At 67.2% G+C, this 25,756-nt stretch carries 22 protein-coding genes and 1 tRNA gene; 7 read left to right on the top strand and 16 right to left on the bottom strand.

Features of this window, described 5'->3' with window-relative positions:
• Positions 1 to 23 precede the first annotated feature (23 nt).
• The 6 genes from QQG74_RS05470 to mtnP all read right to left on the bottom strand — a co-directional run bounded on the left by QQG74_RS05470 (position 24) and on the right by mtnP (position 7,826).
• Complete coding sequence (locus QQG74_RS05470; protein WP_341719194.1) at positions 24 to 1,169, bottom strand: acyl-CoA dehydrogenase family protein; 1,146 nt, start codon at positions 1,167 to 1,169, stop codon at positions 24 to 26.
• Positions 1,162 to 2,127 carry a zinc-binding dehydrogenase gene (locus QQG74_RS05465; RefSeq protein ID WP_341719193.1) on the bottom strand — a complete coding sequence of 322 codons (966 nt, stop codon included), beginning with the start codon at positions 2,125 to 2,127 and terminating at the stop codon, positions 1,162 to 1,164. The genes QQG74_RS05470 and QQG74_RS05465 overlap by 8 nt, the downstream gene beginning before the upstream one ends.
• Positions 2,124 to 2,441 carry a cupin domain-containing protein gene (locus QQG74_RS05460; protein ID WP_341719192.1) on the bottom strand — a complete coding sequence of 106 codons (318 nt, stop codon included), beginning with the start codon at positions 2,439 to 2,441 and terminating at the stop codon, positions 2,124 to 2,126. Before QQG74_RS05460 ends, QQG74_RS05465 begins: the two co-directional genes overlap by 4 nt.
• Before the next feature lie 92 nt (positions 2,442 to 2,533).
• Positions 2,534 to 5,893 carry an isoleucine--tRNA ligase gene (gene ileS, locus QQG74_RS05455; RefSeq protein ID WP_341719191.1) on the bottom strand — a complete coding sequence of 1,120 codons (3,360 nt, stop codon included), beginning with the start codon at positions 5,891 to 5,893 and terminating at the stop codon, positions 2,534 to 2,536.
• Positions 5,796 to 6,791, bottom strand: a complete 996-nt coding sequence (locus tag QQG74_RS05450; RefSeq protein ID WP_341719190.1) for a DMT family transporter — start codon at positions 6,789 to 6,791, stop codon at positions 5,796 to 5,798. The genes ileS and QQG74_RS05450 overlap by 98 nt, the downstream gene beginning before the upstream one ends.
• Positions 6,792 to 6,932: 141 nt before the next feature.
• Positions 6,933 to 7,826, bottom strand: coding sequence for an S-methyl-5'-thioadenosine phosphorylase (gene mtnP, locus QQG74_RS05445; protein ID WP_341719189.1), 894 nt, complete (start codon positions 7,824 to 7,826; stop codon positions 6,933 to 6,935).
• Positions 7,827 to 8,072: 246 nt separating this feature from the next.
• On the opposite strand from mtnP, the gene ahcY reads away from it, so the two are divergent.
• Together ahcY and QQG74_RS05435 are read left to right on the top strand one after the other, a co-directional pair.
• Positions 8,073 to 9,512, top strand: a complete 1,440-nt coding sequence (gene ahcY / locus QQG74_RS05440; protein ID WP_341719188.1) for an adenosylhomocysteinase — start codon at positions 8,073 to 8,075, stop codon at positions 9,510 to 9,512.
• Between the two features lie 80 nt (positions 9,513 to 9,592).
• Positions 9,593 to 10,462 (top strand): aldolase/citrate lyase family protein, encoded by an 870-nt coding sequence (locus tag QQG74_RS05435; RefSeq protein ID WP_341719187.1) that lies wholly within the window; start codon positions 9,593 to 9,595, stop codon positions 10,460 to 10,462.
• A gap of 55 nt (positions 10,463 to 10,517) precedes the next feature.
• Here QQG74_RS05435 and QQG74_RS05430 read toward each other — a convergent pair whose 3' ends face one another.
• The 4 genes from QQG74_RS05430 to QQG74_RS05415 are packed head-to-tail and all read right to left on the bottom strand — an operon-like array spanning position 10,518 to position 13,747.
• The gene (locus QQG74_RS05430; RefSeq protein WP_341719186.1) at positions 10,518 to 11,294 is read right to left on the bottom strand and encodes an SDR family NAD(P)-dependent oxidoreductase; all 777 of its coding nucleotides are present in this window, start codon (positions 11,292 to 11,294) and stop codon (positions 10,518 to 10,520) included.
• A 25-nt stretch (positions 11,295 to 11,319) separates the two neighbouring features.
• The gene (locus tag QQG74_RS05425) at positions 11,320 to 12,168 is read right to left on the bottom strand and encodes a fumarylacetoacetate hydrolase family protein (RefSeq protein WP_341719185.1); all 849 of its coding nucleotides are present in this window, start codon (positions 12,166 to 12,168) and stop codon (positions 11,320 to 11,322) included.
• A complete protein-coding gene (locus tag QQG74_RS05420; protein WP_341719184.1) occupies positions 12,165 to 12,728 on the bottom strand; it encodes a hypothetical protein in 564 nt (187 codons plus the stop codon). Before QQG74_RS05420 ends, QQG74_RS05425 begins: the two co-directional genes overlap by 4 nt.
• Positions 12,725 to 13,747 carry a class I SAM-dependent methyltransferase gene (locus tag QQG74_RS05415; RefSeq protein WP_341719183.1) on the bottom strand — a complete coding sequence of 341 codons (1,023 nt, stop codon included), beginning with the start codon at positions 13,745 to 13,747 and terminating at the stop codon, positions 12,725 to 12,727. The genes QQG74_RS05420 and QQG74_RS05415 overlap by 4 nt, the downstream gene beginning before the upstream one ends.
• Positions 13,748 to 14,081: 334 nt before the next feature.
• Here QQG74_RS05415 and metK point away from each other — a divergent pair, with 334 nt between their 5' ends.
• Positions 14,082 to 15,275: a methionine adenosyltransferase gene (metK, locus tag QQG74_RS05410; RefSeq protein WP_341719182.1), complete on the top strand. Its 1,194-nt coding sequence runs from the start codon at positions 14,082 to 14,084 to the stop codon at positions 15,273 to 15,275.
• A 16-nt stretch (positions 15,276 to 15,291) separates the two neighbouring features.
• Positions 15,292 to 16,275: a carbohydrate kinase family protein gene (locus tag QQG74_RS05405; RefSeq protein WP_341719181.1), complete on the top strand. Its 984-nt coding sequence runs from the start codon at positions 15,292 to 15,294 to the stop codon at positions 16,273 to 16,275.
• A gap of 106 nt (positions 16,276 to 16,381) precedes the next feature.
• Here the strand turns inward: QQG74_RS05405 and ilvD are convergent, their stop codons facing one another.
• The 3 genes from ilvD to QQG74_RS05390 all read right to left on the bottom strand — a co-directional run bounded on the left by ilvD (position 16,382) and on the right by QQG74_RS05390 (position 20,474).
• Positions 16,382 to 18,082 (bottom strand): dihydroxy-acid dehydratase, encoded by a 1,701-nt coding sequence (ilvD, locus tag QQG74_RS05400; protein WP_341719180.1) that lies wholly within the window; start codon positions 18,080 to 18,082, stop codon positions 16,382 to 16,384.
• A gap of 57 nt (positions 18,083 to 18,139) precedes the next feature.
• The gene (locus QQG74_RS05395) at positions 18,140 to 19,534 is read right to left on the bottom strand and encodes a cation:proton antiporter (protein ID WP_341719179.1); all 1,395 of its coding nucleotides are present in this window, start codon (positions 19,532 to 19,534) and stop codon (positions 18,140 to 18,142) included.
• A 76-nt stretch (positions 19,535 to 19,610) separates the two neighbouring features.
• A complete protein-coding gene (locus QQG74_RS05390; RefSeq protein WP_341719178.1) occupies positions 19,611 to 20,474 on the bottom strand; it encodes an adenosyl-fluoride synthase in 864 nt (287 codons plus the stop codon).
• 301 nt (positions 20,475 to 20,775) lie between these two features.
• On the opposite strand from QQG74_RS05390, the gene QQG74_RS05385 reads away from it, so the two are divergent.
• The 3 genes from QQG74_RS05385 to QQG74_RS05375 all read left to right on the top strand — a co-directional run bounded on the left by QQG74_RS05385 (position 20,776) and on the right by QQG74_RS05375 (position 23,088).
• Positions 20,776 to 21,561 carry a YmdB family metallophosphoesterase gene (locus tag QQG74_RS05385; RefSeq protein ID WP_341719177.1) on the top strand — a complete coding sequence of 262 codons (786 nt, stop codon included), beginning with the start codon at positions 20,776 to 20,778 and terminating at the stop codon, positions 21,559 to 21,561.
• On the top strand, positions 21,558 to 22,406 hold the full coding sequence (locus tag QQG74_RS05380) for a cyclase family protein (protein ID WP_341719176.1): 849 nt from the start codon (positions 21,558 to 21,560) through the stop codon (positions 22,404 to 22,406). Before QQG74_RS05385 ends, QQG74_RS05380 begins: the two co-directional genes overlap by 4 nt.
• A 91-nt stretch (positions 22,407 to 22,497) precedes the next feature.
• The gene (locus QQG74_RS05375) at positions 22,498 to 23,088 is read left to right on the top strand and encodes an adenine phosphoribosyltransferase (protein ID WP_341719175.1); all 591 of its coding nucleotides are present in this window, start codon (positions 22,498 to 22,500) and stop codon (positions 23,086 to 23,088) included.
• Here the strand turns inward: QQG74_RS05375 and QQG74_RS05370 are convergent.
• The 3 genes from QQG74_RS05370 to QQG74_RS05360 all read right to left on the bottom strand — a co-directional run bounded on the left by QQG74_RS05370 (position 23,051) and on the right by QQG74_RS05360 (position 25,756).
• Positions 23,051 to 23,842: a hypothetical protein gene (locus QQG74_RS05370; RefSeq protein WP_341719174.1), complete on the bottom strand. Its 792-nt coding sequence runs from the start codon at positions 23,840 to 23,842 to the stop codon at positions 23,051 to 23,053. The two genes, QQG74_RS05375 and QQG74_RS05370, sit on opposite strands and share 38 nt — an antisense overlap.
• 344 nt (positions 23,843 to 24,186) lie before the next feature.
• Positions 24,187 to 24,315 (bottom strand) — tRNA-Ala (locus tag QQG74_RS05365).
• A 232-nt stretch (positions 24,316 to 24,547) separates the two neighbouring features.
• Positions 24,548 to 25,756, bottom strand: coding sequence for a Wadjet anti-phage system protein JetD domain-containing protein (locus tag QQG74_RS05360; RefSeq protein WP_341719173.1), 1,209 nt, complete (start codon positions 25,754 to 25,756; stop codon positions 24,548 to 24,550).

Genomic DNA, 25,756 nt, shown 5'->3' with positions numbered 1-25,756 from the left:
TCAACGCCGGGGGAGGCCCGACATCACGCGTCGGCCAACAGGGTCCGAGCCATGACGAGCCGCTGGATCTCATTCGAGCCCTCATATATCTGAGTCACCTTCGCGTCGCGCATCATCCGCTCGACGGGGTGCGCTCGCGTGTACCCGTTGCCGCCGAGAAGCTGCACGGCGCTGATGGTGACCTCCATCGCGACGTCCGAGGCGAAACACTTCGCCGCCGCCGCGTAGAAGCGCAGGTCCTCGGCACCTGCCGCGCACCTGGCCGCCGCCGCGTAGGTGAGTTCACGGGCCGCCGCCAGCTTCATCGCCATGTTGGCGATGGTGAACTTGACTCCCTGGAACTCGGCGATGGCCCGACCGAACTGCCGCCGTCCCTCGATGTACCGGACCGCATAGTCCAGCGCCCCCTGCGCGACACCGACCGCCTGCGCACCGATCGTGATCCGGCTGTGGTCCAATGCGGCCAGGGCCAACCGCAGCCCCTCCCCTTCGCGGCCGACCAACCGGTCTGCCGGAATTCGTGTGTCTTCGAAGTACAACGGGCAGGTCGGTGACGCGCGCACGCCGAGCTTGTCCTCGGCCGCACCGACCCGCACCCCCGGATCATCCGCATGCACCATGAAGCACGAAGCTGGTCCGGGGTCCGTGGCCGCCACCACGAGGTGGAAATCGGCCACGTTGCCGTTCGTGATCCAACGCTTGGCACCGTTCAGCACGTAGGAGTCGCCGTCACGGACGGCGCGCGTCGAGATCGCCGAGACGTCGCTGCCGGCATCAGCCTCGGAGAGAGCGAACGAGAGGATCGCACCGTCCCGGGTCACCGCTGGCAGGTAACGCTCCCGGACCTGTTCGTTGCCCGCTGCCAGCAGCACCAGGCTGACCAGCCGGGTCACGTTGGGGGTCAGCGACGACGAGGCACACGCCCGCGCCACCTCCTCGATGATCAGGCACGAGGTGAGCGCGTCGGCGTCACGGCCGCCGTAGGCGGCGGGAAGATGTGGGGCATAGAGCCCGGCATCCACAAGCGCCCGATGGGCCGCCCAGGGGTACTCGCCACTGCGGTCCAGCTCCGCGGCCTGCGGTGCGACCACCTCGTCCACGATCGTCCGGACCTCTGCACGAACCTGCTCATGGGCCGGCAGGAGTGCCGACCAGGTTCCTTCACTCATCGGTCCCCACCGGTGCCCGTGGACTGGGCGGGCAGGTACGCAGCACGGCCTTACCCGCGATCTGACGGGCCCGCAGGCGGCTGAGGATGGACGCCGCGTCGGTCCAGTCGGCGACGGCGGCCACATCCGTCACCAGTTCGCCGTCGGCGCTGAGCTTGAGCAGATACTCCAGGTCAGCGGCCGGGGCTTCCCGCACGATGTCGTACAGCAGGTAGAAGCCCCGGATGATTGCCTGTTTGGAATAGAAGTCGGCGATCGACAGGGTGGTCTCCGCCTGGGAGGAGCTGCCGAAACAGACCATCAGGCCACCGGGGGCCAGCAGATCGATGCTCTGGCACAGGATGCTGCCGCCGACCGATTCGAGGATCAGGTCGTACCTCCGGCGCAGCCCTTGAAGGCCGTGCACCACCTCGTGAGCCCCGAGTTGCTGGACACCACGGGCGCGTTCGGGGCTGCCCACCACGGCGCTCACGTGGGCACCGGCACGCCGCGCGAGCTGCACCGCGAATCGCCCGACGCCGCCCGCCGCCCCGTGCACCAGCACCGATTGCCCGGCCAGGTCGCCACGGAGGCGCAGCACCCGGAGAGCGGTCAGCCCCGCCACGGGCAGGGCCGCCGCCGCCTCAGTGCTCACGTTGTCCGGGATCCGGGCGATCTGCCCGGTGGGCACCGTCAACTGTTCCGCCCAACTCCCCTCGACGACCAACCCGCAGACTCGGCTGCCCGCCGGCACCGTGCCTCCAGGCGCACGCACCACGACGCCGGCGAAATCCCACCCCGGCTGCCAGCCAAAGTGGGACGACGACATCAGCCGGTGCAGTTCCCCCCGGTTGACCGAGACCGCCTCGACCCGCACGATCGCGTCGCCCTGTTCGGCGAAGGGGGGCCGTACCTCACGCAACTCCACCAGGTTTGGTGGGCCGACACACACAAGCGCTTTCATAGTCGGCCCGGTCATCGCTGGGTGATGGGCCAGCGGAACGATCCGCTGGGCGCCTCCGGCAACGAGTCCCAGTCGTCACGCGGCGGGCTGAAACACTCCACGAAGACCGCACCGTCCACCCCCGCCGTGACTTCGTGCGGGGTTCCACCCGGCAGCCGGTAGGTGCCTCCGACGTGTAACTCGTACGACTCCGTGTCGGTCACGAATCGGGCCGATCCCTGGATCACCGCACCGATCTGCTCGTTGTCGTGCCGATGCCTGGGCACATGGACGTTCGGTCCGAGTTCCGCGATCGCCATTGTCATGCGTTCCCCGGAGAGAAAGCGCACGGTAACTCCGTCCCATGCCTGCATCGGAGTTAGCGCGCCTGACGCGTACAGGTCGGGCATTGGATTCCTCCCTCTCGTGGTCGTCACACAGGTCATCGGAGTACCTTCAGATCGACCACGAGGGCACCGTCGCCCAGACGGATCCGCTCGCCGGTCTCCGGCGGCGTCTCGGTCCGGTCAATCTGAGCTATCAGGACGTCCCGGCGCAGCGCCGCCTCATGGGCGCGCAACGCCGAGTCGATTTCCTTGTGCGGGTCATCCTCGATACGCAGTGCGAGTCGCACCCGGTCAGTGATGTGCAGATCACGTCGTTTGCGCAGCTCGTTGAGCATCCGCACCAGATCCCGAGCGAGCCATTCCAGCCTCAGCTCCGTGGTGATCGCCCGGTCGATCGCGATGCTGTATCCACCCTCGGTCGAGATCTGCCAACCGGTCACCGGCTCCTCGAGAACCTGCACAGCCTCGGCGGCGACGGAGACCACCTCATCGTTGACGTGTACGTCGAATCGTCCGTGCGCACGCAGGTTGGCCACCGCGGTGTCGACGTCGGCCTGTTGGATCGCTGCGACCACCGCAGGGGTACGCGCACCGAACAGCGGTCCCAGAACCCGGAAGTTCGGTTTGATCGTGTACTTCACCATCTCGGCGGACTCGCTCGTCGCGAGCGTCACCTGTTTGAGGTTCAGTTCGGCGGCGATGATGTCCCGCATCGGTTCCAGTCGGTCACGTTCGTCGGCCGGCACCGTCACCACGGCCCGCTGCAACGGACAGCGCACCGGCACCCCGACCCCCACCCGGGCATCGCGGCCCAGCGCGACCATCCGCCGGGTCAGTGCCATCGCCCTACGCAGCTCCGGGTCTGCGGTACCGGGCTGCGCCTGCGGGAACCGGCTCAGGTGGATCGAATCCGGCGCCTCGGGGTCGAATCGACGTACCAGGTTCTCGTACAGCTCGTCGGCGAGGAAGGGTGTCAGCGGTGCCAGCATTCCGGCCAGTGAAGTCAGGCACGTGTAGAGCGTGGAGAAGGCCGAGTTGGCGTCATCGGAAAGCTCCGATTCGCTGGCGTCCCAGAACCGGTCCCGGTTACGGCGCAGGTACCAGTTCGACAGATCATCGACGAAGCTGGCCACCCGACGCCCGGCTCGGGTGATGTCGTACTCGGCGAAAGCCCGGTCGACCTCGGTCACCGCGTCGGCGACCTCGGCGAGCCCATAGCGGTCCATCACCGGCACCGGCCCGGTGACCGGCCGAGCCGTCCGGGGGTTCCAGCCAGCAAGCTCCGCGTGGGTCACGAAGAAGTAGTAGGTGTTCCAGATGGTCAGCAACAGCTTGCGGGTTACCTGCCGGACGCTCTCGTCACCGACCCGGCGGGGCTGCCACGGGTTACCCTCCACCAGCATCAACCAACGCAGGCCGTCGGCACCGTGGCTGTCGATCAGACTCCACGGATCAAGCACGTTTCCCAACGATTTGGACATCTTGCGTCCATTGACGTCGACGATATGGCCAAGACACAGGGCACGCCGGTAACTGTTCTGGTCGAACAGGATGGTCGAGATCGCGTGCAGCGAGTACCACCAGCCGCGCGTCTGGTCGATGGCCTCGGCCGTGTAGTCACCCGGGAAGAGCCGCTCGAAACTCTCGCGGCTTCCGGGCTTGTGCGGATATCCGAACTGCGCGAACGGCATCGCGCCCGAGTCGTACCAGGCATCGATCACCTCCGGTACGCGGCGCATCTCGCCGTCCGGGCAGGCGGCACAGGCGAAGGTGACGTCATCGACGAACGGCCGATGCGGGTCCATGACCGACATGTCACTGCTGGTCAGCTCACCAAGCTCGGCCAGGGAGCCGACCGCCTTGGTGTGCCGGCAGGTCTGGCAGCGCCAGAGCGGCAACGGCGTGCCCCAGTATCGTTCCCTGGACAGCGCCCAGTCGACGTTGTTGACGAGCCAGTCACCGTAGCGGCCTGAGCGGATGTGCTCGGGGCGCCAGTCGACGGTGGCATTCTCTTCCAGCAGCCGGTCGCGGTACCGGGTGGTGGCGATGTACCAGGACGGCTTGGCGTAGTAGAGCAGAGGCGTGGAGCAGCGCCAGCAGAACGGGAACGTGTGCGAGTAGAGCTCACTGAAGAGCAGATAGCCGGCCGCCTCCATGTCCTGGACCACCTGGACGTTTACATCCCGCACGTACATGCCGGCGTAAGGCCCGACCCGCTGGTCGAAGCAGCCGGCGGTGTCGACGTAGTTGACCACCGGCAGGTGGTTCTCCTTGGCGACCCGCATGTCGTCCTCGCCGTACGCGGGAGCCGTGCTCACAATCCCGGTGCCCTGGCCCGTGGTGACGAAGTCACCGGCCACCACGAACCGTGTCGAGGCCGGATCGCCGTCGGGATCGTCCGGCGACCCGGGTCCGACGTACTCGAACGGGGCGCGGTAGCGGGCGCCGAGCAGCTCGTCGTTGTCGACCTCGCGCACCACCTCCGCGTCTGCTCCCAGCACCGCCTCCACCAGGTCGGCGGCGAGCACGACCAGGCGGTCGCCGGCCCGGCCGCCGCGGGCGAGCACGTACCGGATGTCGTTGCCGATCACCGCGAGTGTGCTGAACACGACGGTCCACGGCAGCGTGGTCCAGGCCAGCAGCGAGGCGCCCGCCGGGTCGCCGCCCACGCCGGAGCCGCCTGGTGCTAGTGGCCCGGTCAGCAGGGGCAGCACGAAGTAGATGCTGAGATCCTCAGTCTGTGCGTAGCCCTGTGCCACCTCGTGATCGGAGAGCGTGGTGCCGCAGCGCGGGCAGTACGGCACCACGCGGAAGTCCTCGTAGAGCAGACCGCGGTCGTACATATTCTTGATCGACCACCAGACGCTCTCCACATAGGACGATGACATCGTCCAGTACGCGTCCTCCATGTCGCACCAGTAGGCGATGCGCTCGGTCAGCTTTTTCCAGTCCTCCACGTAGCGGGTGACCGATTCCCGGCACCTGGCGTTGAACTCAGCGACGCCGTACTGCTCGATCTGGGGTTTGCCGGTGAAGCCAAGCTGCTTCTCCACCTCAAGCTCGACCGGGATGCCATGGCAGTCCCATCCCGCCCGGCGCGGCACGTGGTAGCCCTTCATGGTGAAGTACCGCGGCATGACGTCCTTGAAGACGCGGGCCTCGACGTGGTGCACACCCGGCCGGCCGTTCGCGGTGGGTGGCCCGTCGTAGCAACTCAGCAGTGGCGCACCCGGCTTCTCCCGCATCGAGGCGCGGACGACGTCACGTTCCCGCCAGCGCTCGATGATGCGACGCTCCAACGCGGGGAAGTCCGGTTGCTTGTCCACGGCGTCGTACTGCACAGTGTTCTTCCTCCATTTAGCGTGAGACTGCCGTTCGTGATTCTTCGTCCGGCCGGTCGTCGAGCATCGGTGGCCGGGCCGCCGTGGCGGAGCGGGCGGGTTCGTGCGGGGCACTGCGGAATACCGGCCGGGTCAAGCGGCGCAACCGATCCGGTGGGGTGATCGCGATTGCGCTGCCGAGCAGGATCAGTGCGCCTCCGCACAGGGCCTGTAGCGTCCAGACGTAGTTCTCCAGCAGCGTGGACCAGACGAGGGCGACGATCGGGAACAGGACGGTGATGTAACCGGCCCGGGCCGCGCCCCCGCGGCCGAGGAGAGTGAGGTAGAAAGCAAAGCCGATAATCGAACCGAAGATCACGAGATAGGCCAGCGAGATGATGTACGAGGGTTCGAGGGAGACCCGAAAACCGCCGGTGACCAGGACGACAGGAACCAGAATCAGCGCGCCGTAGAGCAACCCGAAGGCCTCGCTCTGCACCACTGGAACACCCGCTTCCTGGCTGCTCACCGAGACCATGTTACCCAGTGAGAAACACATCGTACCGGCCAACGCCATACCCACACCCAAGAGGCTTTCCGCATTGGCGCGCATGCCTACAAGATCGTCCCAGAACATGATCGCGGCACCAGCGATACCCAGCAAGGTGGCGACCAGAACGATCGGGCTGATCCGTTTTCGCAGGAAGATGGAGGAGTTTATGACATTGAGCGGCAACGTCATGGAGAACAGGAGCGCCACCAGACCCGAAGCGATCTTCTCCTCGGCCGTGTAGAGGAAGAGATAGTTCCCCGAGAACATGAGCGTCCCGATCAGCGCCATCTGCACATGCTGCCGGAACCCGAACCGCAGGGGCGTTCTGCGCACGAGCAGGTAGCCGAACAGCAGCAGGGCCGCCGCGGCCGACCGGTAGCAGACGGACGCGGCGATGGGCACGTCACCCACCTGGTACGCGATGGCAACCCAGGTACTCCCCCAGATGACGACCACCGCAACATAGAGCAGGACAACCATGCTGCGCCCCCATCCCCCGATAGGCCGCGCCGAGAAGGAGCCCCCTCACCGGAATCGGCCGGGACGAGCGTATGGCGCCCGGCTTCGGGCCCGCTTGAACTTTCTTGTCCTGATTCCGAATCTCAGCGGTGGCGACCCGGGCTACGACCCCAGTTCCGAGTGGTCACCCAGCAGCAGTCCGAGACGCGCTCGGGTCTCCGGCGTCACCTGTGCCGGGTCGGTGAGCACGGCACCGGTCAGGGCGTGCCGGCAGTCGCAGTCGGCGGCCACATCGACGATCGCCAGCGCCTCGCGCAGCACCCGGCCGGCGGCCTCCACGTTGCGTCGCATGGTGTCGGCCACCAGTTCGGCGGTGACGCTGTCGGCACTGTCGTGCCAGCAGTCGTAGTCGGTGACCAGGCAGAGGTTGGCGTAGCAGAGCGACGCCTCACGGGCCAGGCCAGCCTCGGGAACCGCAGTCATGCCGATGATGCCCATGCCCCACGAGCGGTACAGTTCCGACTCTGCACGGGTGGAGAAGCGCGGTCCTTCGATGCAGCAGTAGGTGCCGCCGTCGGCGACATTCACCCGACCCACCACCGTCGCGGCGGCCAGCAGGTCACCCCGCAGCCGGGCGCAGAACGGATCGGCCATCGCCACGTGCGCCACCAGGCCGGAGCCGAAGAACGAGGTCGGACGCTTTCCCCGAGTACGGTCGACGATCTGGTCGGGCACGACGAGATCACCGGGCGCGTACTTCTCCGACAGGCTGCCGACCGCGCTCACCGCGAAGACCTGCCGCACTCCGAGCGCACGCAGCGCGTACAGGTTGGCCAGTACCGGAATTTCCGACGGCATCAGCCGGTGACCGACGCCGTGGCGAGGCAGGAACGCGACCCGGCGCCCCGCCAGGACGCCGACCGTGATCGGACCACTCGGCTCTCCGAAGGGAGTAGTCGGCATGGTCAGCTCCGGATCGTCGAGCATGTCCAGTTGGTAGAGGCCACTTCCTCCGATAATGCCGATCTCCGCCGTTGGATTCTGTGACGCGGCCACGCTTATTCTCCATTCTTGGAGGAAGATACCGACGCGAACGCAATATCCCGAAACACTAACCTCTCCGCACGTCTGAACCGATAATCGAAGCGGGTATCCGGCGCTACACCTTCCGGCCACGGGCACTACGATGTGGGTCGCATAATTCGCTTCACCGAGTGATTCTCCTAGGCCGCGCCACGCCACATCGCCTAACGTGTGGTTGCCCCCAACTGTTCGTTGCTGCCGAGTTTTTCGGGAGAGCCGATGCCATTCGATGACTTCAAGGTTGCCGACATCTCCCTGGCCGAGTTCGGCCGCAAGGAGATCCGCCTCGCCGAACACGAGATGCCCGGTCTGATGGCGCTTCGATCCGAGTTCGCCGACGCCGCTCCGCTACGGGGGGCGCGAATCACCGGTTCACTACACATGACGGTGCAGACCGCAGTACTCATCGAGACGCTGACCGCGCTGGGCGCCCAGGTCCGCTGGGCGAGTTGCAATGTCTTCTCGACTCAGGACCACGCGGCTGCGGCGATCGCCGTCGGCCCGGACGGTACCGTCGAGGACCCGAAGGGCGTGCCGGTGTTCGCCTGGAAGGGCGAGACCCTGCCGGAATACTGGCAGTGCACCGAGCGTGCGCTCGTCTGGCCCGATGGCGAAGGGCCCAACATGATCCTCGACGACGGCGGGGACGCGACGCTGCTGGTGCATCGCGGCGCGGAGTTCGAACGGGCCGGCGCCGTGCCCGTCACCACCGAACTGGACAGCGAGGAGGAGGCGGTCATTCTCGACCTGCTCCGCGCGTCGTTGGCCAGTGAGCCGCAGCGGTGGAGCCGGATCAGCAGTGGAATCCGCGGTGTCACCGAGGAGACCACCACCGGTGTGCACCGGCTGTACGAGATGCAGCAACGTGGTTCGCTGCTGTTCCCCGCGATCAACGTCAACGACTCGGTGACGAAGAGCAAGTTCGACAACAAGTACGGCTGTCGCCACTCGCTGATCGACGGCATCAACCGGGCGACCGATGTCCTGATCGGCGGCAAGGTCGCCGTCGTCAACGGGTACGGCGACGTGGGCAAGGGCTGTGCGGAGTCACTACGGGGTCAGGGCGCTCGGGTGATCGTCACCGAGGTCGACCCGATCTGTGCCCTCCAGGCTGCGATGGACGGCTACCAGGTCAGCACCCTCGACGAGGTCGTCGAGATCGCCGACATCTTCGTCACCGCGACCGGCTGCCTGGGGGTCATCACCGCCGCCCAGATGGCGCGGATGAAGCATCAGGCCATCGTGGGCAACATCGGCCACTTCGACAACGAGATCGACATGGCCGGTCTGGCCAAGGTGCCCGGAATTCAGCGGATCAACATCAAACCGCAGGTTGACGAGTGGGTCTTCCCCGACGGGCACTCGATCATCGTGCTGTCCGAGGGTCGCCTGCTCAATCTCGGCAACGCCACCGGCCACCCGTCCTTCGTGATGTCCAACTCCTTCACGAACCAGGTGATCGCGCAGATCGAACTGTTCACCAAGACCGAGCAGTACCCGGTCGATGTCTACCGCCTGTCCAAGCAGCTGGACGAGAAGGTGGCCCGGCTGCACCTGGACGCTCTCGGCATCCACCTGACCACGTTGACCAAGGCGCAGGCCGAGTATCTCGGGGTGCCGCAGGAGGGGCCGTACAAGCCGGAGCACTACCGCTACTGATCCAGCGGGCGGAGACACGGATGTCCAACCAGCCACCATTTCGCCACGCCCTACAGCTGGCGCTCGACCGGAGGGACAACATGACGGGCGCGGAACCGGCACGGGATCGCGATCCCGCCGCAGAGGTGCCCGGACCCACCGCCGAACGAAGCGGCGCAGCCCGCGACGACCGGACCGCCGACACTGTGCCGGCCGGTCGTCGCGGGCTGCGCCACCGGGTGCGGGCCGGCGAAAAGCTCCTTGGCACGTTCAGTGTGATTCCCTCCACCGAGGTCGTTGAGCTCATCGCTCTCGCTGGTTTCGACTTCGTCATTCTGGACATGGAGCACGGGCCCTACACGCTGGACCTGGTGCACCAAGCGCTGCTGGCCGCCGCCGCACACCAACTCCCGGCCGTCGTCCGCGTCCCCGACAACAGCGCCGTAGCCATCGGATCGGTACTCGACCTGGGCGCGGACGGCGTACTGGTGCCGCAGGTGGGCTCCGCCGCGACCACCAGAGCGGTGGTCGCGGCGGCGCGGTTCGCGCCGCATGGTAGCCGCGGCAGCAACCCGTGGGTTCGCGCCGCACGGTTCACGGGCGATCCCGAGTGGCTCGCCCGCAGCAACGAGGAGACCCTGGTCATGGTGATGGTCGAAGGAGTCGAGGCCATCCGCAGCATCGACGACATCATGGTCGTCGACGGACTGGACGCCATCTTCCTCGGCCCGGTCGACACCTCACACGCGCTCGGCCTTCCTGGCCAGCCGGACCATCCCCTGGTCCTGGAGACACTGACCGCCGTAGCGGCCACCGCCAGATCCGTGGGGATGGCCACCGCGGTGTTCGCACCAGCGCCACCGCGGGCCCGCGACTGGTGGAACCGAGGTCTGGGGTTGGTCGCCTGCGCGGTCGACAGCAGGATGATCCTGGACGGGCTGAGCGAGGTACGACGCGCAGCACACCCCTGAGGCACGCGACGTCGCGCTGCGGGAGGGGCCGCCGGCACCGCTCGGCGGTCCGGCACTACTGCGCGAGATATCCGCCGTCCACCGGCAGCACCGTGCCGGTGATGAAGGCGGCCTCGTCGGAGGCCAGGAAGAGCATCGCGTCGGCCACCTCGTCGGGTTCACCGAAGCGACCCATCGGGTGCATCTGCGCGATGGACTCCAGGTACTCCGGTCCGCCCGGCTCGTCGGCCAACGCCTGAACCCGGTCGGTGCGGATCGTACCCGGAGCGACTCCGTTGACCCGGATGCCAGCGGCGGCCCATTCCACTGCCAGATGCATGACCAGACCAGTGGCGACGAACTTCGCCGGGCCGTACGCCGCCTGGCCCTTCTGACCGGCCAGTCCCGAGATCGACGACACGCAGACGATGGTGCCTCCGCCGGCACCGCTCATCTGTTCGATGGCGTACTTGCAGGTCAGGAACATTCCCCTGCCGTCGACCGCCATCACGTCGTCCCAATCCTTGACCGAGGTGTCCAGGATTCCCGCCAACGGGATGATCCCGGCGTTCGCGATCACCACATCGAGTCCGCCGTACCTGCGTACCGCCGCCTCGACCATGGACCGGGCACCATCCGGGTCGGACACGTCGGCGGTGACCAGTTCGATCTCCGCCGCCGGCACCGCAGCGGGCAGTTGCCGCAGTGCCGCACCGTCGATGTCACCCGCGACGATCCGGGCACCCTCCCGGGCGAACCCCGCCACAGCGGCGCGACCGATACCCTTCGCCGCGCCGGTGACCAGCACTGACTGGCCGGCGAACCGGCCCGCCGCAGAACGTTTTCCAGACACCACCATCAGCTCCGTCCCATTGCTGTCAGCAGAGGGTCACGGCCAGCCCTGGCTGGCCGAAGGACTCGACTTGGAAGACGTCACCGGCCCTGACCCGCAGCGATCGGCCCAGCGAACCGGACAACACGATGTCCCCCGCGGCCAGCCCCACGCCGTAGGAGCCGAGCTTGTTCACCAACCACGCCACGGATCGGGCCGGATGCCCGAGGGCCGCGGCGCCCACCGCCTCGATCGTTGGTTCTCCGTTGTGGTGGACGACCATGCCGAGCGTGCCGAGGTCGGCATGGCGCAGGGCGCGCTGCCACGGTCCCACCGTCATGCCTCCGTACGAGGCGTTGTCGGTGATGGTGTCCGCCAGCTTGATCTTCCAGTCCGTGATCCGGCTGTCGATGATCTCGACTGAGACCGCCACGGCCTCGGTGGCGGCGAGCACCTCGATCGGCGTCACCTCAGTACCAGAGAGCGGGCGGCCGATCAGGAATGCCAGTTCAGCCTCGGCCAATGGTTGGATGAACACGTCCGCTGGCATCTCGGCCCGGCCATTGCGCGCCGGGTAGAACCGCGATGACCAGACGCTGCCGTAGTCGGGCTCGGAGACCCCCATCTGCTCCTGCATCGCCCGGCTGGTCAGACCGATCTTGCGACCGATGATCTGGTCGCCCTGCTCGACCCGCAGCTCACTCCACCGGGCCTGGATCGCGTACGCGGTCTCTGCCGAGGTGAGTCCCTCGCTCTCGCTCAGCGGTGCGATCGTGGTGCCGCTGAGCCACGCCTGATCCAACCGACGCGCGACCGCGTCGATGTCGAGCGGCACGACGCCGTCGAGGGCGTCGTCGGTGCCGAGAGTGACGGCACCCGGGGCCAGTTCGCTCATGGGGTGATCCTCACGATCAGGGTCGCCGCGTCGGGGCCCGCTGCCGTCCACATGCCGGGTGCGGCCGGAAGGCGGTCGCCGGATTCGCGGGGAACTGGGAAGAGGAGCTGTCCGGCGTGCAGTCCACCGGCCGTCGCGGCGAGCCACTGCAGCTGAACGATCAGGTCGGCGTGTTGCGCGGGAAGCAGGATCGATCGTGAGGTGCCGTACCACAGTGACACGGGGTCCTCGGCCTCCGGTTCCAGCAGCCGATCGCCGAGCAGTACACCGGTGGCAGCGTCCCGATCGTTCACCACCACGATGGCGACGCAGCGGCCGGCGATCGCGAGGGCAACGGCACCGGGACCGGCACCGGGCCGAATATCGTCAGCCAGCACCGCGGCGAGTTGGGGCCGCAGATACCGCCCGTGCAGGGGGGCCACCGCGAGCGGACCCACCAGATGGTCGGCGCGACGGATCGACCGGAAGCCGATCGGTTTCGCCGCGCCGGCCGGTCTGCCGGCGATCATCTGGTAGCCGAGGGATGATCGTGGTTCGACCGCGAGACCGGCGGACTTCACGATGCCGGCTTCCGGCCAAGGATGATCAGGCCACCCGGCATCCCGTCACGCAACACCTCGGCCACCTCGAACCCTCCGTCGGTCAACGCCTCGCTCCACTGCTGCGCCGGGTAGAGAATCTGGGACATGACGGCGTGCACGTAGGCGAATTCGGGGGTGAACCACTGCCGGGACGAAACGCCACCGTCCGGCGGCTCGACCTCGGCGACGAGTAGGTGCGCGCCAGGGGGAAGCCGGTCGGACAGCTCACGCAGGTACCCGACCAACGCCTCGCGGCCCTTGCCGAGGACCTCGTGCAGCAGGAAGAACGTGACGACCAGGTCGGTCTCGTCGAGTCCCGGGATGCGATCGAGATCCTCGGCGTCGCCCAGGACGATCTGCACCCGCTCCCGCATCCCGGCCCGGTCCACCGCCTCCTCGGCGAGTTGGCAAGCCTCAGGGCTCAGATCGACACCGACCCCGGAGGCACCGAACTGCTGGCAGGCGAGCAGCAGGAACCGGGCGTTACCGCAGCCGATGTCCACCATCCGGGTGAAGTTGATCCCCTTGAGCAGGTCCACCGCGTAGGGCACGACATCAGCTCGGCCGAGCATGGCGGCACCACCGGCCACCCACTCGCCGTTGCGGGTGTAGTCGATGCCGTACCGGGCGGCACCGGTGACGAACTTGTCGAGCTTGGACAGTGGTCCGCCGTAGCCGCCGACCAACCACACCAGGTAACCCTTGTCCGCGCAGATCTCCCGGCCGTACTCGGTGAGGGAGTACCCGCTCGCACCTACCCGCACCACGCCCCGGTCCACCAGGTACCGCAGGCTGGCGCCCAGCAGGTTGGCGGCCTCGGGCGGACGATCAAGCACCATCTCCTCGGAGAGGCCGTCCCGCTCCAGGGTGCCGAGCAGACCGCCGATCTCCAGCCCGGCGAGCACGCTGCTGAGCGCGTAACCCTCGAACAGGTCGAAGGCCGGTCGCCGATGGGTCAACGGTGACGCGGATGGCGCGGGTACATGCTGCGTCGACACGGTCTCCTCCAGGAATGTCCGAATCCGGGTCGTGCCCAGCCAGCTGAATGGTGACGGCTGAGCATCGTCGTCAGTGACACGGCGCCTGCGGTCCGGCGGCCCGGTCCCGCCCAATTTTGCGGCAATGCCGTCGGCCCGGTGAACCTCCAAAGGAAACAGTCCGATACGAGGAACGTGTCACCGCGTCTGCTACTTCCCTCCGATGCTCCGAATCGAGGCGAAGAGGAACCTTGTCGACAGGTCTCGCATCCGAGATCCCGTCCGTGACGGGCAGCGCCCCAGCGCGATACCGGCATCGCCGCGGCGCCTCTGTGACATTTCGTGGAGGTCTATTGTGCCTTACCGTCTGTTTACCTCGGAATCGGTTACAGAAGGGCACCCGGACAAAATCGCCGACCAGATCAGCGATGCGCTTCTCGACGCCTTTCTCCTCGGTGATCCGCACAGCCGCGTGGCCGTGGAGACACTGATCACGACCGGGCAGATCCACATCGCGGGCGAGGTCGCCTCACACGCCGCTGTCAATGCCGCGGAGGTGGCGCGGGCACAGGTTCTGCGAATCGGGTACGACTCGTCGACAAAGGGCTTTGACGCCCGTACCTGCGGTGTCAACGTCGCGATCGGACGGCAGTCGCCGGACATCGCCCAAGGCGTGGCCCGGGCGTACGAGTCCCGCAGCGGCGATGATCCCGCCGGCGTGGCCCAGCAGGGCGCCGGTGACCAGGGCATGATGTTCGGATACGCGTGCACCGACACCCCCGAGTTGATGCCGCTGCCGATCACACTGGCGCACCGCCTCGCCCGCCGCCTGTCCACCGTGCGGCGCGAGGGTGCCATGCCTTATCTCCGTCCGGACGGCAAAACCCAGGTCACCATCGCCTACGACGGGGTACGCCCGGTCGCGGTGGAGACCATCGTCGTCTCCAGCCAGCACGCGGCCGACATCGACGTCGAGCGGCTGCTGACCGAGGACATCCGCAAGCACGTGGTGGAGCCGATCCTCGCCGAGCTGGCACTGCGCACGGACGAGTACCAGCTACTGGTCAACCCCACCGGTCGGTTCGAGATCGGGGGGCCGATGGGCGACACGGGTCTGACCGGACGCAAGATCATCATCGACACGTACGGTGGCATCGCGCGGCATGGCGGAGGGGCGTTCTCCGGCAAGGACCCGTCGAAGGTGGACCGCTCCGCGGCATATGCCATGCGTTGGCTCGCCAAGCACGTGGTCGCCGCCGAAATGGCGACACACTGCGAGATCCAGGTTGCGTACGCCATCGGTAAGGCGGAGCCGGTGGGTCTGTTCGTGGAGTGCTTCGGCACCGAAAAGATCCCCGTCGACCGTATCCACGCCGCGCTGACCAGCGTCTTCGACCTGCGCCCCGCAGCGATCATCCGCGATCTCGAACTACTACGACCGATCTACGTACACACGGCCGCGTACGGCCATTTCGGTCGTACCGAGGACACCTTCACGTGGGAGCGGACCGACCGGGTACCGGCGCTACGGGCTGCGGCCAACCTGTGAACGATAGGGAGTTGTCGTGACCATCATCGTCACCGGGTCGATCGCCGTCGACCACCTCACCTCCTTCCGAGGCCGCTTCGTCGACCAGTTCGTACCGGACTCCCTCGACCGGGTGTCGCTGTCGTTCCTGGTCGATTCGCTCGACGTACGCCGGGGTGGGGTAGCGGCCAACATCGGCCTCGGCCTGGCGCGACTGGGCCTACGGCCGGTGATCGTCGCCGCCGCCGGCGTCGACTTCGCCGACTACCGGTCGTGGCTGGAACGCAATGGCCTGGACGTGTCGTTCATCGCCGTGTCGGACGAGCTGCACACCGCCCGCTTTCTCTGCACCACCGACCAGGACGGCAATCAGATCGCGTCGTTCTATCCGGGTGCGATGTCCGAGGCGCAGAAGCTGGAGCTGCGCCCCGCCGTCGAGCAACTTGGCGGCACGGAGTTGGTGGTCATCAGCCCAAACGATCCAACGGCGATGCTGCGGCACACCGACGAGTGCCGGGCCAACGACTACCCGTTCGCCGCCGACCCCTCCCAGCAGCTGGCCTTCATGCGCCCGACGGACATCCGTCGCCTCATCGACGGGGCCCGCTATTTGTTCACAAACGAGTACGAACACGCTCTGGTGCTGCAAAAGACGGGGTGGACCGAACGGGAGGTGCTCACCCGCGTCGACACCTGGGTGACCACCCTCGCCGCCAAGGGAGCTCGGATCGAGAGCCTGAACCACCCCACGGAAGAGGTCTCCGCCGTGGCGGTCGACGCCGAGATTGACCCGACCGGCGTGGGCGACGCGTTCCGGGCCGGTTTCCTCGCCGGCGTGAGCTGGGGCCTGCCGGATGCCAGGGCCGCCCAGCTCGGCTGCGCGCTGGCCGCACTGGTGCTGCGGACGGTCGGTCCGCAGGAGTACGACATCCATCCGACGGCATTCGCTAACGGCCTCGCCAGCACCTACGGTCGGACCGCGGCCGCCGAAATCGGGGAGCGGTTGCCGTGGGCCAGGTGACCCACTGACGCACGACCGACGTCGGGTGCCGTCGAAAAGGACGGCACCCGACGTGTGTGTGCAGAGGTGACGCCGGACGACGCGGCATCCTCCCCGGGGAGTGGTCTCAGCTCGACCCGTCCGGGCCCAGGGCCGACATGGTGCCCGTGACCGCGCCATGCGTCGCGGACGAGACCAGTGCTCGGTACTTCGCCAGCACTCCGTTCGGGTAGCGAGCCGCGGGCTCCTTCCACCCGGCCAACCGGGCGGTCAACTCCGCGTCGTCGACGTGCAGGGTGATGGTGCGGGCAGGCACGTCGAGCGTCACCAGATCGCCGTCGCGAACGGCCGCGATGGGACCGCCGACCGCAGCCTCAGGTGCCACATGCCCAGCCATCAATCCACGGGTCGCACCGGAGAACCGACCGTCGGTCACCAACGCAACGCTCGCACCGAGGTCGCGGCCGACGAGCGCGGCGGTGACCCCCAACATCTCACGCATCCCCGGCCCACCGCGCGGTCCCTCGTACCTGATCACCACCACGTCACCCGCCACCACCTCACCCTGCTGCACGGCCGCCATCGCCTGCTCCTCGGTCTCGAAGACCCGGGCCGGGCCGGTGTGTTCCGCGGCCTGGTGACCGGTGACCTTGACCACGCAACCGTCGGGGGCGAGGTTGCCGTACAGGACCACGAGTCCGCCCGTCGGTTGCAGCGGTTCCGTCACCGTCGTCACGACTACCTGTCCGGGTGTCTCCTCGGCGAGTCCGGCCTCGTCGCCGAGACGACGACCGGTGGCGGTCAGCGCGTCGCCGTCAAGCAGGCCGGCCCGCAGCAACCGGTCGGCCACCAGCCTGCTGCCGCCGGCCGCATCGAGATCCACTGCCGTGTATCGCCCGTACGGCTTCAGGTCGGTGATCACCGGAACCTGCCCGCTGATCCGGTCGAAATCGGCGAGACTCAGCGGCACGCCCGCTTCTCGAGCTATCGCCAGCAGGTGCAGGACGAGATTGGTGGAACCGGCAGTGGCGGCGCCGACCACGATCGCGTTGGCGAAGGCAGCCGGCGTCAGGATTCGGCTCGGCGTCAGCCCGTCCGACAGGGCCCGCAGGACGAGTTTTCCGGCGTCGTAGCAGACCTCCGCCCGCCGGTCACTCAGCGCCGGCGGCCCGGCAGAGCCCAGCGGCGACAATCCGAGGAACTCCATCATCATGGCCATCGTGTTGGCCGTGTACTGCCCCCCGCACGAGCCCGCGCCGGGGCAGGCGACGGACTCCAACTCGGCCAGGTCGGCGTCGCTCATGCGGCCGGAGGCTGCCGCACCGACCGCCTCGAAGACGTCCGCGATGGTCACCGGCGTGCCACGGAACCGCCCCGGTTGAATGGACCCCGAGTAGACGATCACACTGGGTATGTCAAGTCGAGCGTGCGCCATGGCCGCGGCCGGGATGGTCTTGTCGCACCCGACGATCGAGACGATCGCGTCGAACATGTGACCACGGGCGACCAGTTCGATCGAGTCGGCGATGACCTCGCGGCTGACCAGCGAGGTCTTCATCCCCTCCGTACCCATCGTGATCACGTCGGAGATCGCGATCGTGTTCACCTCGACCGGCGTACCCCCGGCGGCGCGCACCCCACGCATGACGTGCCCGGCCAGCTCGCGGTGGGTGAAGTTGCACGGCATGGTGCCGATCCACGAGTGCACCACCGCGACCATCGGCCGACGGAGATCATCTTCGGTGTAGCCGATCGACCTGGCGAAGGCCCGCATGGGCGCGCGGTCGCGCCCCTCGAACAGGGAGTACGCGGGTGGACGGTTCGACATGGTTGACCTCCATGGTGAGAGTGTCGGTACGCCGATCGACCGGTGGCCGCCGCCGGATCACCTGGCCAGGTGCACACTCGGCGCGTCGGCTGGCTTCAGGTCCCGCTCCTCGTCGCGGAGGGCCGACAACCGGCGTTCCAGCCAGAAGCCGGCCATCAGGGAGGTCAGCACCGAGAGCAACACCATCGAGGTGAAGAAGGACTCGTTGACCACCCCGGCGCTCAGGGTCACCGTGGCCAGCACGATCCCTGGACCACCACGGGCGTTGAGCGCCACCGAAAGGTCAATGGAGCGCCCCATCGGCTGCCCGGCCAGCAGGGCACCGACGAGCACGCTGACGGCCTTCAACAGGCAGCACACCAGGAAGAACCAGGTGAAGAAAATCAGGTCGAGGTTCCGGGCAAGGTCCAGGTTGAGCCCGACCGTGAAGAAGTAGATCGGAATGAAGAAGGCTGTCGAGAACTGGCGGAGCACATCCCAGGACCGGCGACCATCGTCGATCCGCTGCCGGACCGCGGCCGGCAGCTCACCCGCGGCGCCCTCGGCCGACCGCGCCAACGCCTGCTCGTCGGCTCGACGCGCGCACAACCCGGTCAGCAGCGCGCCGAAGATCGCGTTGATACCCAACAAGATGCAGGCCAGGACCGCGACCAGCAACAACACCAGCCGATAGGCCGCCGAGCCGCGACGCGACACGATGCCGATCGGACCATGGAGCAGCCAGCGGAACAGCGGCGTTCCCCACATCAGAAATGCGCTGAGGAAGAGGACCGTGACCGTGACGTGGTACCCGACCGACCAGGCGGTGTCCTCGATGCCGGTCAGCGCCCAGAGCCCGAACTCGCTGGAGGGCGAATTCGCCAGACTGAGCACCACCGCGAGCACGATGTACAGCACGACGTCCTCGATCGCCGCGACACTCAGCACGATCCGGGCGAAGGACTCCCGCAGCAGGCCCAGATCGAGCATGATGCGGGAAATCACCGGAATGCTGGTGACCGCGACGGCGATGGCGAAAACCAGGGCCGTCGTCAGCCGCGAGCCGGCCGGGCCGGTGAGGTCCTGGTGGTCGATGGCCATGACGATGGCCAGCCCGAAGACGAAGGGCAGCACCAGCCCGCTTGTCGAAACCAGACCGATCGTACGCCGGTCCCGCGGTCTGGAGTGGACCCGGATCTCGCTGCCGGTCACGAACATCAACAGCAGCAGGCCGAGCTGCCCCAGGCCGGCAAGGATCGCCGCGACGGCGCCGCTCTGCGGGAACAGCGCCTGCTTCACCTCAGGTGCCAGCAGACCGAGAACGGTGGGACCGCACACCAGTCCGGCAAGGATCTCGCCGATGACCGCCGGCTGCCGGAACCGGGCGAAGAGGTTGCCGACAGCCTGCGCGGTGAAGACGACGATCGCGATGGTCGCCATCAGCATCGCGACTTCGAACGTGGTGAGCGTCATCTGCCCCCCTCAGGGTGCGGGGCGTGGTCGCCAGCGTCGCGCCGACGACCACGCCCGGTGAATTCGCCGGACCTGCTCAGGCCTTCCGCACGGAGACCGCCATGCCGGCCTTGAAGTTGTAGGGGTACGCCAGCGACGCGGCGTTGCGCGCCAACGAGAGGTAACCCCGGCTGTTGATGTAGATGACCGGGTCGCCCACCGAACCGGCGTCGGCGAAGGTCGGCGAGAGCGGCAGGTCGAAGGTGAGCGTGTTGTCCAGCAGCACCTTGAGCTGGGTCGAGTAACGGATGCCGGCCTTCTCCAGGTCGGTACGGTGGATGTTGGTCCAGACGTTTCCGAACGGGTGGTCGATCGCGGTCACCTCGCCACTGAGCACACCATCCGACTCGGTGCTCGGGCGCGGCCGGGAGAATCGGACGATCTCGTGGTCAGCCAACGGCCGACCAACCTCGTTGAGCGGGAACCCAGCGGCCAGGTGCGCCGCCGGAATCGCCACCATCTCGCGGCTGTAGAAGGTCGGCTCCGGGTTGGCGGGAATGACCTTGGTGTTGCTTACCTCGTACGCCTCGAGGTACCCGTGCTCGTCGATCACGGTGGTGAGCAGGCCGTTGTTGGGCGCGATGTAGATGTAGGAGCCCTCGGCCCGGACGAAGCCCTCGCCCGACCCGGCCCACTGGCCCCGCGCGCCGCCCCGGGCTGCCTGCTTGATGCGGATCGCCACCGACCGGGTGGTGGTACCGGTGGCCGGGTACGTCGTCGTGGCGAAGACGGTGCCCTCAGGGAAGAAGCGCGGCAGGTCGACGATGTAGCGGGCGCCTTCTTCGACATCCCACGGAGTCATCGAGTGACACACGTCGACGACGGTCACGCTCGGGCAGATGCTCAGCATGAGCCCCTTGCACTGTGCGACAGAATCGTCGGTCGTGCCGAGGTCGCTCATAAAAGCGATAATTGGCCTACCGTTTGTGGACATGGACCTGATTCCTTCCGTTGCGTTAATCCCAGGATTCGGGTGCGGCCATTCCGGCGACCGTGGAACGAGGCTAACCACGACGTGCTTCAGCAAACAAGGGCGTATATCGGGCGCTGTTCGCGGCATCGCAAAAGGGTGTAGCGGTGACACCACCATCGGCGCATTATCACTACCCCCGTAAGCCGATTTCAGATTGCCGGAGAATACCGACAATGAACCACGGAGGGCCGCCTAGGTCACGCGCCTACACACGACGGAGGCTGAACTGATGATCGTGCTCTTCTTTGGCGACATCGTGGGCGAGGAAGCGAACGCCCACCTGGCGAAACGACTGCCCGAGCTGCGCGCCGAACACCGCGCCGACCTAGTGATCGCCAACGCGGAGAACTGCGCACCCAACGGCCTCGGGATGGCCACCAAGCAGGTGGAGTTGCTGTTCGCCAGCGGCGTCGACGTCGTCACCGGCGGCAATCACTCCTGGGACAGCGACGAGTCGGTCGACCTGCTCGAACACCCGAGGGTCATCCGCCCCTTCAACGTCGGCACCGCGGTGCCCGGCCGGGGGGTCATCCATCTGAAGGTGGCCGGCGAGGAGGTGACCGTGCTCAACCTCGCCGACCATTGCGCCATGCGATCGGTGGCCGCCACTGCCGGCCAGTTCGAGCCCGCGTACCACGGGGGTTGGCTGAAGGCGCCACGGATCGGAACGGTCATCGTGGACTATCACGGCGACCACGTGATCGAGAAGAAAATCTTCGCTCGCGCCGTCGACGGCGAAGCCGCCGCGGTACTGGGCACCCACACGCACGAGCCGACCCTGCCCCTGCACATCCTGCCCGGCGGCACCGCGCTCGTCACCGACGTCGGCATGAACGGACCGGAGGGCGGCGTTCAGGGCTTCGCCTATGACAGCTTCGTGACCGGGCTCAAGACCGCCGGGAACCCGATGGCACTGCCCCTGCCGTCGCCGCTGTCCGGTCAGCCGATCGCGTTGGCTGGCGTGGTGCTGGAGATCGAGAATGGCCGCACCCGCAAGCTGGCAAGGCTGTCGTGAGCACGCTGCCGCAGCGGGCCCCACTCGCACCGATCGGCCTACAGAACTGGGCCGTCGTGGATCTGACCCTGCCGATCGCCGAGGATCTGCCGTGCCACTGGGCGACCCATCAACCGTTCCAGGTGAAGACCTGGAACTGGTTCACCGACCACCGGCATCCGGCCGCGACGGCGCTGTCGCGAAACGGACCGTACGCGACCCGCTGGATGGCCATCGACGAACACACCGGCACCCACCTGGACGCACCGTGCCACTTCATCCCGCCTGAGGGATCAGGGTTGCCCGACGCCGGTCCGGCGGGATCGATCTCTGTCGAACAAGTCGCGCTACGTCAGCTCATGGGCGGATGTGCGGTGATCGAGGCCGGGGTAACCGCGTCGGAAACGGACGGCACCCGGGCGGGTACGAGTCCTCTGATCATGCCCGAGGTGATCGAGGAGTGGGAGGGCCGGCACGGCCGGTTACGCCCCGGGGAGATCGTCCTGCTGCACACCGGCTGGGACCGGCACTACGTCCGCGGCGAAGAGGGAAAGCGCTATGTGCACGACGTGGTCGTCACCGGCCGGCAGCCGGGCTGGCCAGCGCCCTCGGTCGCCGCAATTGAGCTGCTCCTGGAGCGGGGTATCCGCTGCGTCGGCACCGACGCCCCGTCGATGGGTCCGGCCCACGACGGACGACCGACCCACGTGGCCGCCTTGCGTACCGGTGCGGTGTTCGTGGAGTGCCTCACCGGCCTGTCGAAGTTGCCGGCCCGCGGTGCCTGGTTCTGTTTCCTGCCGCTGAACATCGAGGGCGGCACCGGTGCCCCCGGGCGGGCGGTGGGTTTCCTGCCACCAGCGAACTGACCCGCGTCATCGGCCCGCCGGCACCAGGTCCGTCGCCCGCTCGGACCGCCATCTGTCCACTGAATCACCGCGTCCGACATCGGAGGTTGTCATGACATCACACGCGCAGGTCGAGTCGTCGGAGGTCCCCGGTACCTCACTCGCTGAGCAGTTGGCGGGGGTGATCCGGGTATTTCCCGACTTTCCCAGTGCCGGCGTGCTGTTTCAGGATCTCGCCGGGGTGTACGCCGACCCACAGCTGATGCGGGCCACCGGCGCAGCTTTGGCCGGGGCCTTCGCCGGGGAGGTTGACGCGATTCTCGCGGTCGAGGCCCGCGGTTTTGTCGTGGGAACCGCGGTGGCGCTGGCCGCCGACCGTCCCCTGCTGCTGGCACGCAAGGCGGGGAAGCTACCGGGTCCGACCCACGAGGCCGACTATCAGCTGGAGTACGGCCTCGCCACGTTGCAGATCCAGCGTGGCGCGCTCGCGCGAGGTCAGCGCATCCTGATCGTCGACGACGTCCTGGCCACCGGGGGCACCCTGACCGCGGCGGCCTCCCTGGTGGAGCACGTCGGTGCCCAGGTCGCTGGCTTTGCGGTCGTGCTCGAACTGGCGATGCTCGGCGGACGGTCACGACTGGCGCCGAAACGCCTGGTGAGCGGCCTCACCTTGGGGACGGTGGCTCCGGCCGTCGACGCCTGACCTGCGTTGCCGGGCGCGCGGCGTCTCCGACCTGGTTGCCGTGCCCAGCCACCCGGCGTCGAGAGAGCTCGCGCATCCGCGCCTGCCAAGCCTCGTTGAGCGGCTCGGGCCACTCGCCCCGCAGCGCGACGCACCGGTAGTGGGTGTCCTCCCCGGCCACGTGCAGCGTGACGTGGACCGGGAGGGTCAGCGGATAACCGGCGGCGACCACCGGCACGTCGGTCAGATCGGGCAGCCCGTCCAAGTCTCGAACGAGATTGATCGCGTCGACCAACAGGCCCCGTAGTGTTTCGTCCGACTCCGGAGATCCGGTGCAGGCGGCGACAGCCAGCCTGATGGTGCGGTGGACAAGATGCGTCTGCCGCAACCTTCGCCAACGACCGACGTCGCCGTCGCCGATCTCAGAGATCGTGGCCACAGCATTCTTGAGGCGCTCGCCGGTGGCACGATCCGCATGCCGCAAGCTTTCCCGCGCGGCGAGAATCGCAATGAGCGGACCGGTTCGATCGCAGTTTTCGAGTCGCAGTCCGACCAGCCACGGCACGAGCCCGATCAGATTCAGCCGGCGCTCGTCGCTGGTCGCGTCGTTGACCATCCGGGCCAGGGCGACCAGGGCCTGATCCACGTGTGCCGGATAGGCCGTCCACATGCCGCCGGGCAGAGTGGTGGAGAGTTCGACAAGACATCCACCCTTGGCCGGATGGATATTACTTCCGCGCATCAGTACCGGAACATGGTAAACGGTGCCGGCCATAGTAGCACCTCAATTCATGCTGCGGGTCGACACTTCGCCTCTTCACCCACTGTATGTCGCCCCCAGTGAGGTGTCCACCACGGTTAGAAAATAGGCAAACGACGATTTCAGATAAAGAATCGCCACCCAGCCAACGAGAAATATCATCGCGGAAACCGGCGTCCTCCACCGGAGCTGCCCGCCCCCGCGTGACCGACGCGCTCGCCGGGCTCGCCGAGCGCCGTGCCAGGTTCGGGCGAGGTCACCGCCGGGTGGAGCAACTGCTGGCACCCGCGCCGGATGGGCAATGACAGTAAGCCCACACCAGTCTACGACTGGTGTGGGCTTACTTGCAGAAACGCAAGTGGAGCCGAGGGGACTCGAACCCCTGACCCCCACACTGCCAGTATGGTAACAATTCCGTCACGCCATGCCGCAGGATGCCGACAGGTGCCTTGAGCAGGAAATACCCCTCCCAGGTAACTGACGTCTCCTGCCGCTGGATATGGCGATGATGGTCATTTAATCTTGGACGGTGACCACCGATGTGACCACGATCAGTGTGGGAGGCTCCGTGCTGCCCCATCCAGGCCGTTGCCGAACGGCCGTTGGCAATAGACCGGCTTCGCGATTGCCAACGGCAGCGAGCAGTTCACCGCGCTCGCCAGTTACGGCGATCCGACCAGCTGGCTCAGCAGGACCGGCGTGACCGCCGCAGAACTAAGTTCAACTATCGACCTGGCAATCTCCTCGACGGAGTGCCCGCTCGACCATGCCGAACCGGATGCGTTCCTGCTCCAGACGTAGCGCCGGGGCGTACCGTCCGGTAAGCAGGTCGGCGTAGAGATCGGCCTCGTCCGGGTGTAGATGGGGCAGCTCAGCCCGGATCGGACTCGGCTCCCGGCCCCAGTGGTCGCGATGGGCGAGCAGCGTCGCCCGGTCCATCAGGATCGACCGGGCGTGCGGAAAGTTCTGGCGGAGCCGGTCCAGGATGGCGAAGCCGTGCGTGTCCATGTCGCCCCAGTAGATAAGCTCACGGGATTTTAGCCAGTTCAGCGGCGCTAGCCCGGACAGCGCGTACCCGCCGCCAAGGACCGCGACGGCATCGTCCACCTGTGGCAGCGCCAGATAGGTGATCTCATTTTCCACCACGATGACCCGCGACGCCTCGGCCGGAGTCGCCGCCAGCTCCTCCACCCGTACCGTCACCTCCCGGTACGGCCCGGGCGTCGGCGGCCTTCGTCCCAGCGCCCGCAGCCGGACGTACATCGGCTTCGTTCGGAAGCGGTATCGCTGCGCGAACCGGCTCGGCGTGTGTGCCTGGTCGATCCGGCTCGGCTCAAGCTGACAGTCGAGCAGTCCGGCGAGCACTCCACGGTGCTGCTCGATGAACTTGGTGTCGACGCCCGGCACATCGATGTGACGCAGATACGTCTCCGGCTGCCCGTGGCGGTAGATCCAGAGCACTGTGTCGACCAGCCTGCTCCAGCGCTCCGCCTGCCCGAGCACCTGCATGGGATGGGCCACCACCCAGTTCAGTAATGCCGGTGCGCTCGCCTGAGTGACCTCCAGCAGTCGTTCATACGTCGCCACCTGTGCACCGACGCGCAGCAGTGCCCAGAGTTGCGGTGCAGTGTCGATCACCGCTCGGGCGGGCACACGGTTGGTCCCGATCACTCGGCCGCCGACCGTACGGTACTCAAGCCGTACGAGATCCCCGTTGGCCTCTTTCCATTGCCCGATCCAGTCCTGAGCCGGACCGAACTGGCCCGCGATTTCGGCTGCGGTCGGAGCGCGCAGCGGCACCACGATCGGCTCCCACGGCGTGCCCCGTCCCAGCGCGGTGAGAAACTCCCCCGCCTCCCACCGACGACGCAGCCGCTCGACCAGATCGTCGGGCCCGGTCCACCGTGGAATCCGCCCGGCAGTGCCCAT

This window comes from Micromonospora sp. FIMYZ51 (assembly GCF_038246755.1).
Lineage (GTDB): Bacteria > Actinomycetota > Actinomycetes > Mycobacteriales > Micromonosporaceae > Micromonospora.
The sequence above is the reverse complement of the archived record's forward strand: the minus strand, read 5'-3'. Positions and strand labels throughout refer to the sequence as shown.

Excerpts from the sequence above, each read along its gene's own strand:
- QQG74_RS05360 (WP_341719173.1), bottom strand. The coding sequence starts at position 25,756 with ATGGGCACTGCCGGGCGGATTCCACGGTGGACCGGGCCCGACGATCTG.
- ilvD (WP_341719180.1), bottom strand. The coding sequence starts at position 18,082 with ATGTCGAACCGTCCACCCGCGTACTCCCTGTTCGAGGGGCGCGACCGC.
- QQG74_RS05395 (WP_341719179.1), bottom strand. The coding sequence starts at position 19,534 with ATGACGCTCACCACGTTCGAAGTCGCGATGCTGATGGCGACCATCGCG.
- QQG74_RS05385 (WP_341719177.1), top strand. The coding sequence starts at position 20,776 with ATGATCGTGCTCTTCTTTGGCGACATCGTGGGCGAGGAAGCGAACGCC.
- ahcY (WP_341719188.1), top strand. The coding sequence starts at position 8,073 with ATGCCATTCGATGACTTCAAGGTTGCCGACATCTCCCTGGCCGAGTTC.
- QQG74_RS05375 (WP_341719175.1), top strand. The coding sequence starts at position 22,498 with ATGACATCACACGCGCAGGTCGAGTCGTCGGAGGTCCCCGGTACCTCA.
- QQG74_RS05435 (WP_341719187.1), top strand. The coding sequence starts at position 9,593 with ATGACGGGCGCGGAACCGGCACGGGATCGCGATCCCGCCGCAGAGGTG.
- QQG74_RS05465 (WP_341719193.1), bottom strand. The coding sequence starts at position 2,127 with ATGACCGGGCCGACTATGAAAGCGCTTGTGTGTGTCGGCCCACCAAAC.
- QQG74_RS05470 (WP_341719194.1), bottom strand. The coding sequence starts at position 1,169 with ATGAGTGAAGGAACCTGGTCGGCACTCCTGCCGGCCCATGAGCAGGTT.
- QQG74_RS05425 (WP_341719185.1), bottom strand. The coding sequence starts at position 12,168 with ATGAGCGAACTGGCCCCGGGTGCCGTCACTCTCGGCACCGACGACGCC.
- QQG74_RS05450 (WP_341719190.1), bottom strand. The coding sequence starts at position 6,791 with ATGGTTGTCCTGCTCTATGTTGCGGTGGTCGTCATCTGGGGGAGTACC.
- QQG74_RS05390 (WP_341719178.1), bottom strand. The coding sequence starts at position 20,474 with ATGAGCGACCTCGGCACGACCGACGATTCTGTCGCACAGTGCAAGGGG.
- QQG74_RS05370 (WP_341719174.1), bottom strand. The coding sequence starts at position 23,842 with ATGGCCGGCACCGTTTACCATGTTCCGGTACTGATGCGCGGAAGTAAT.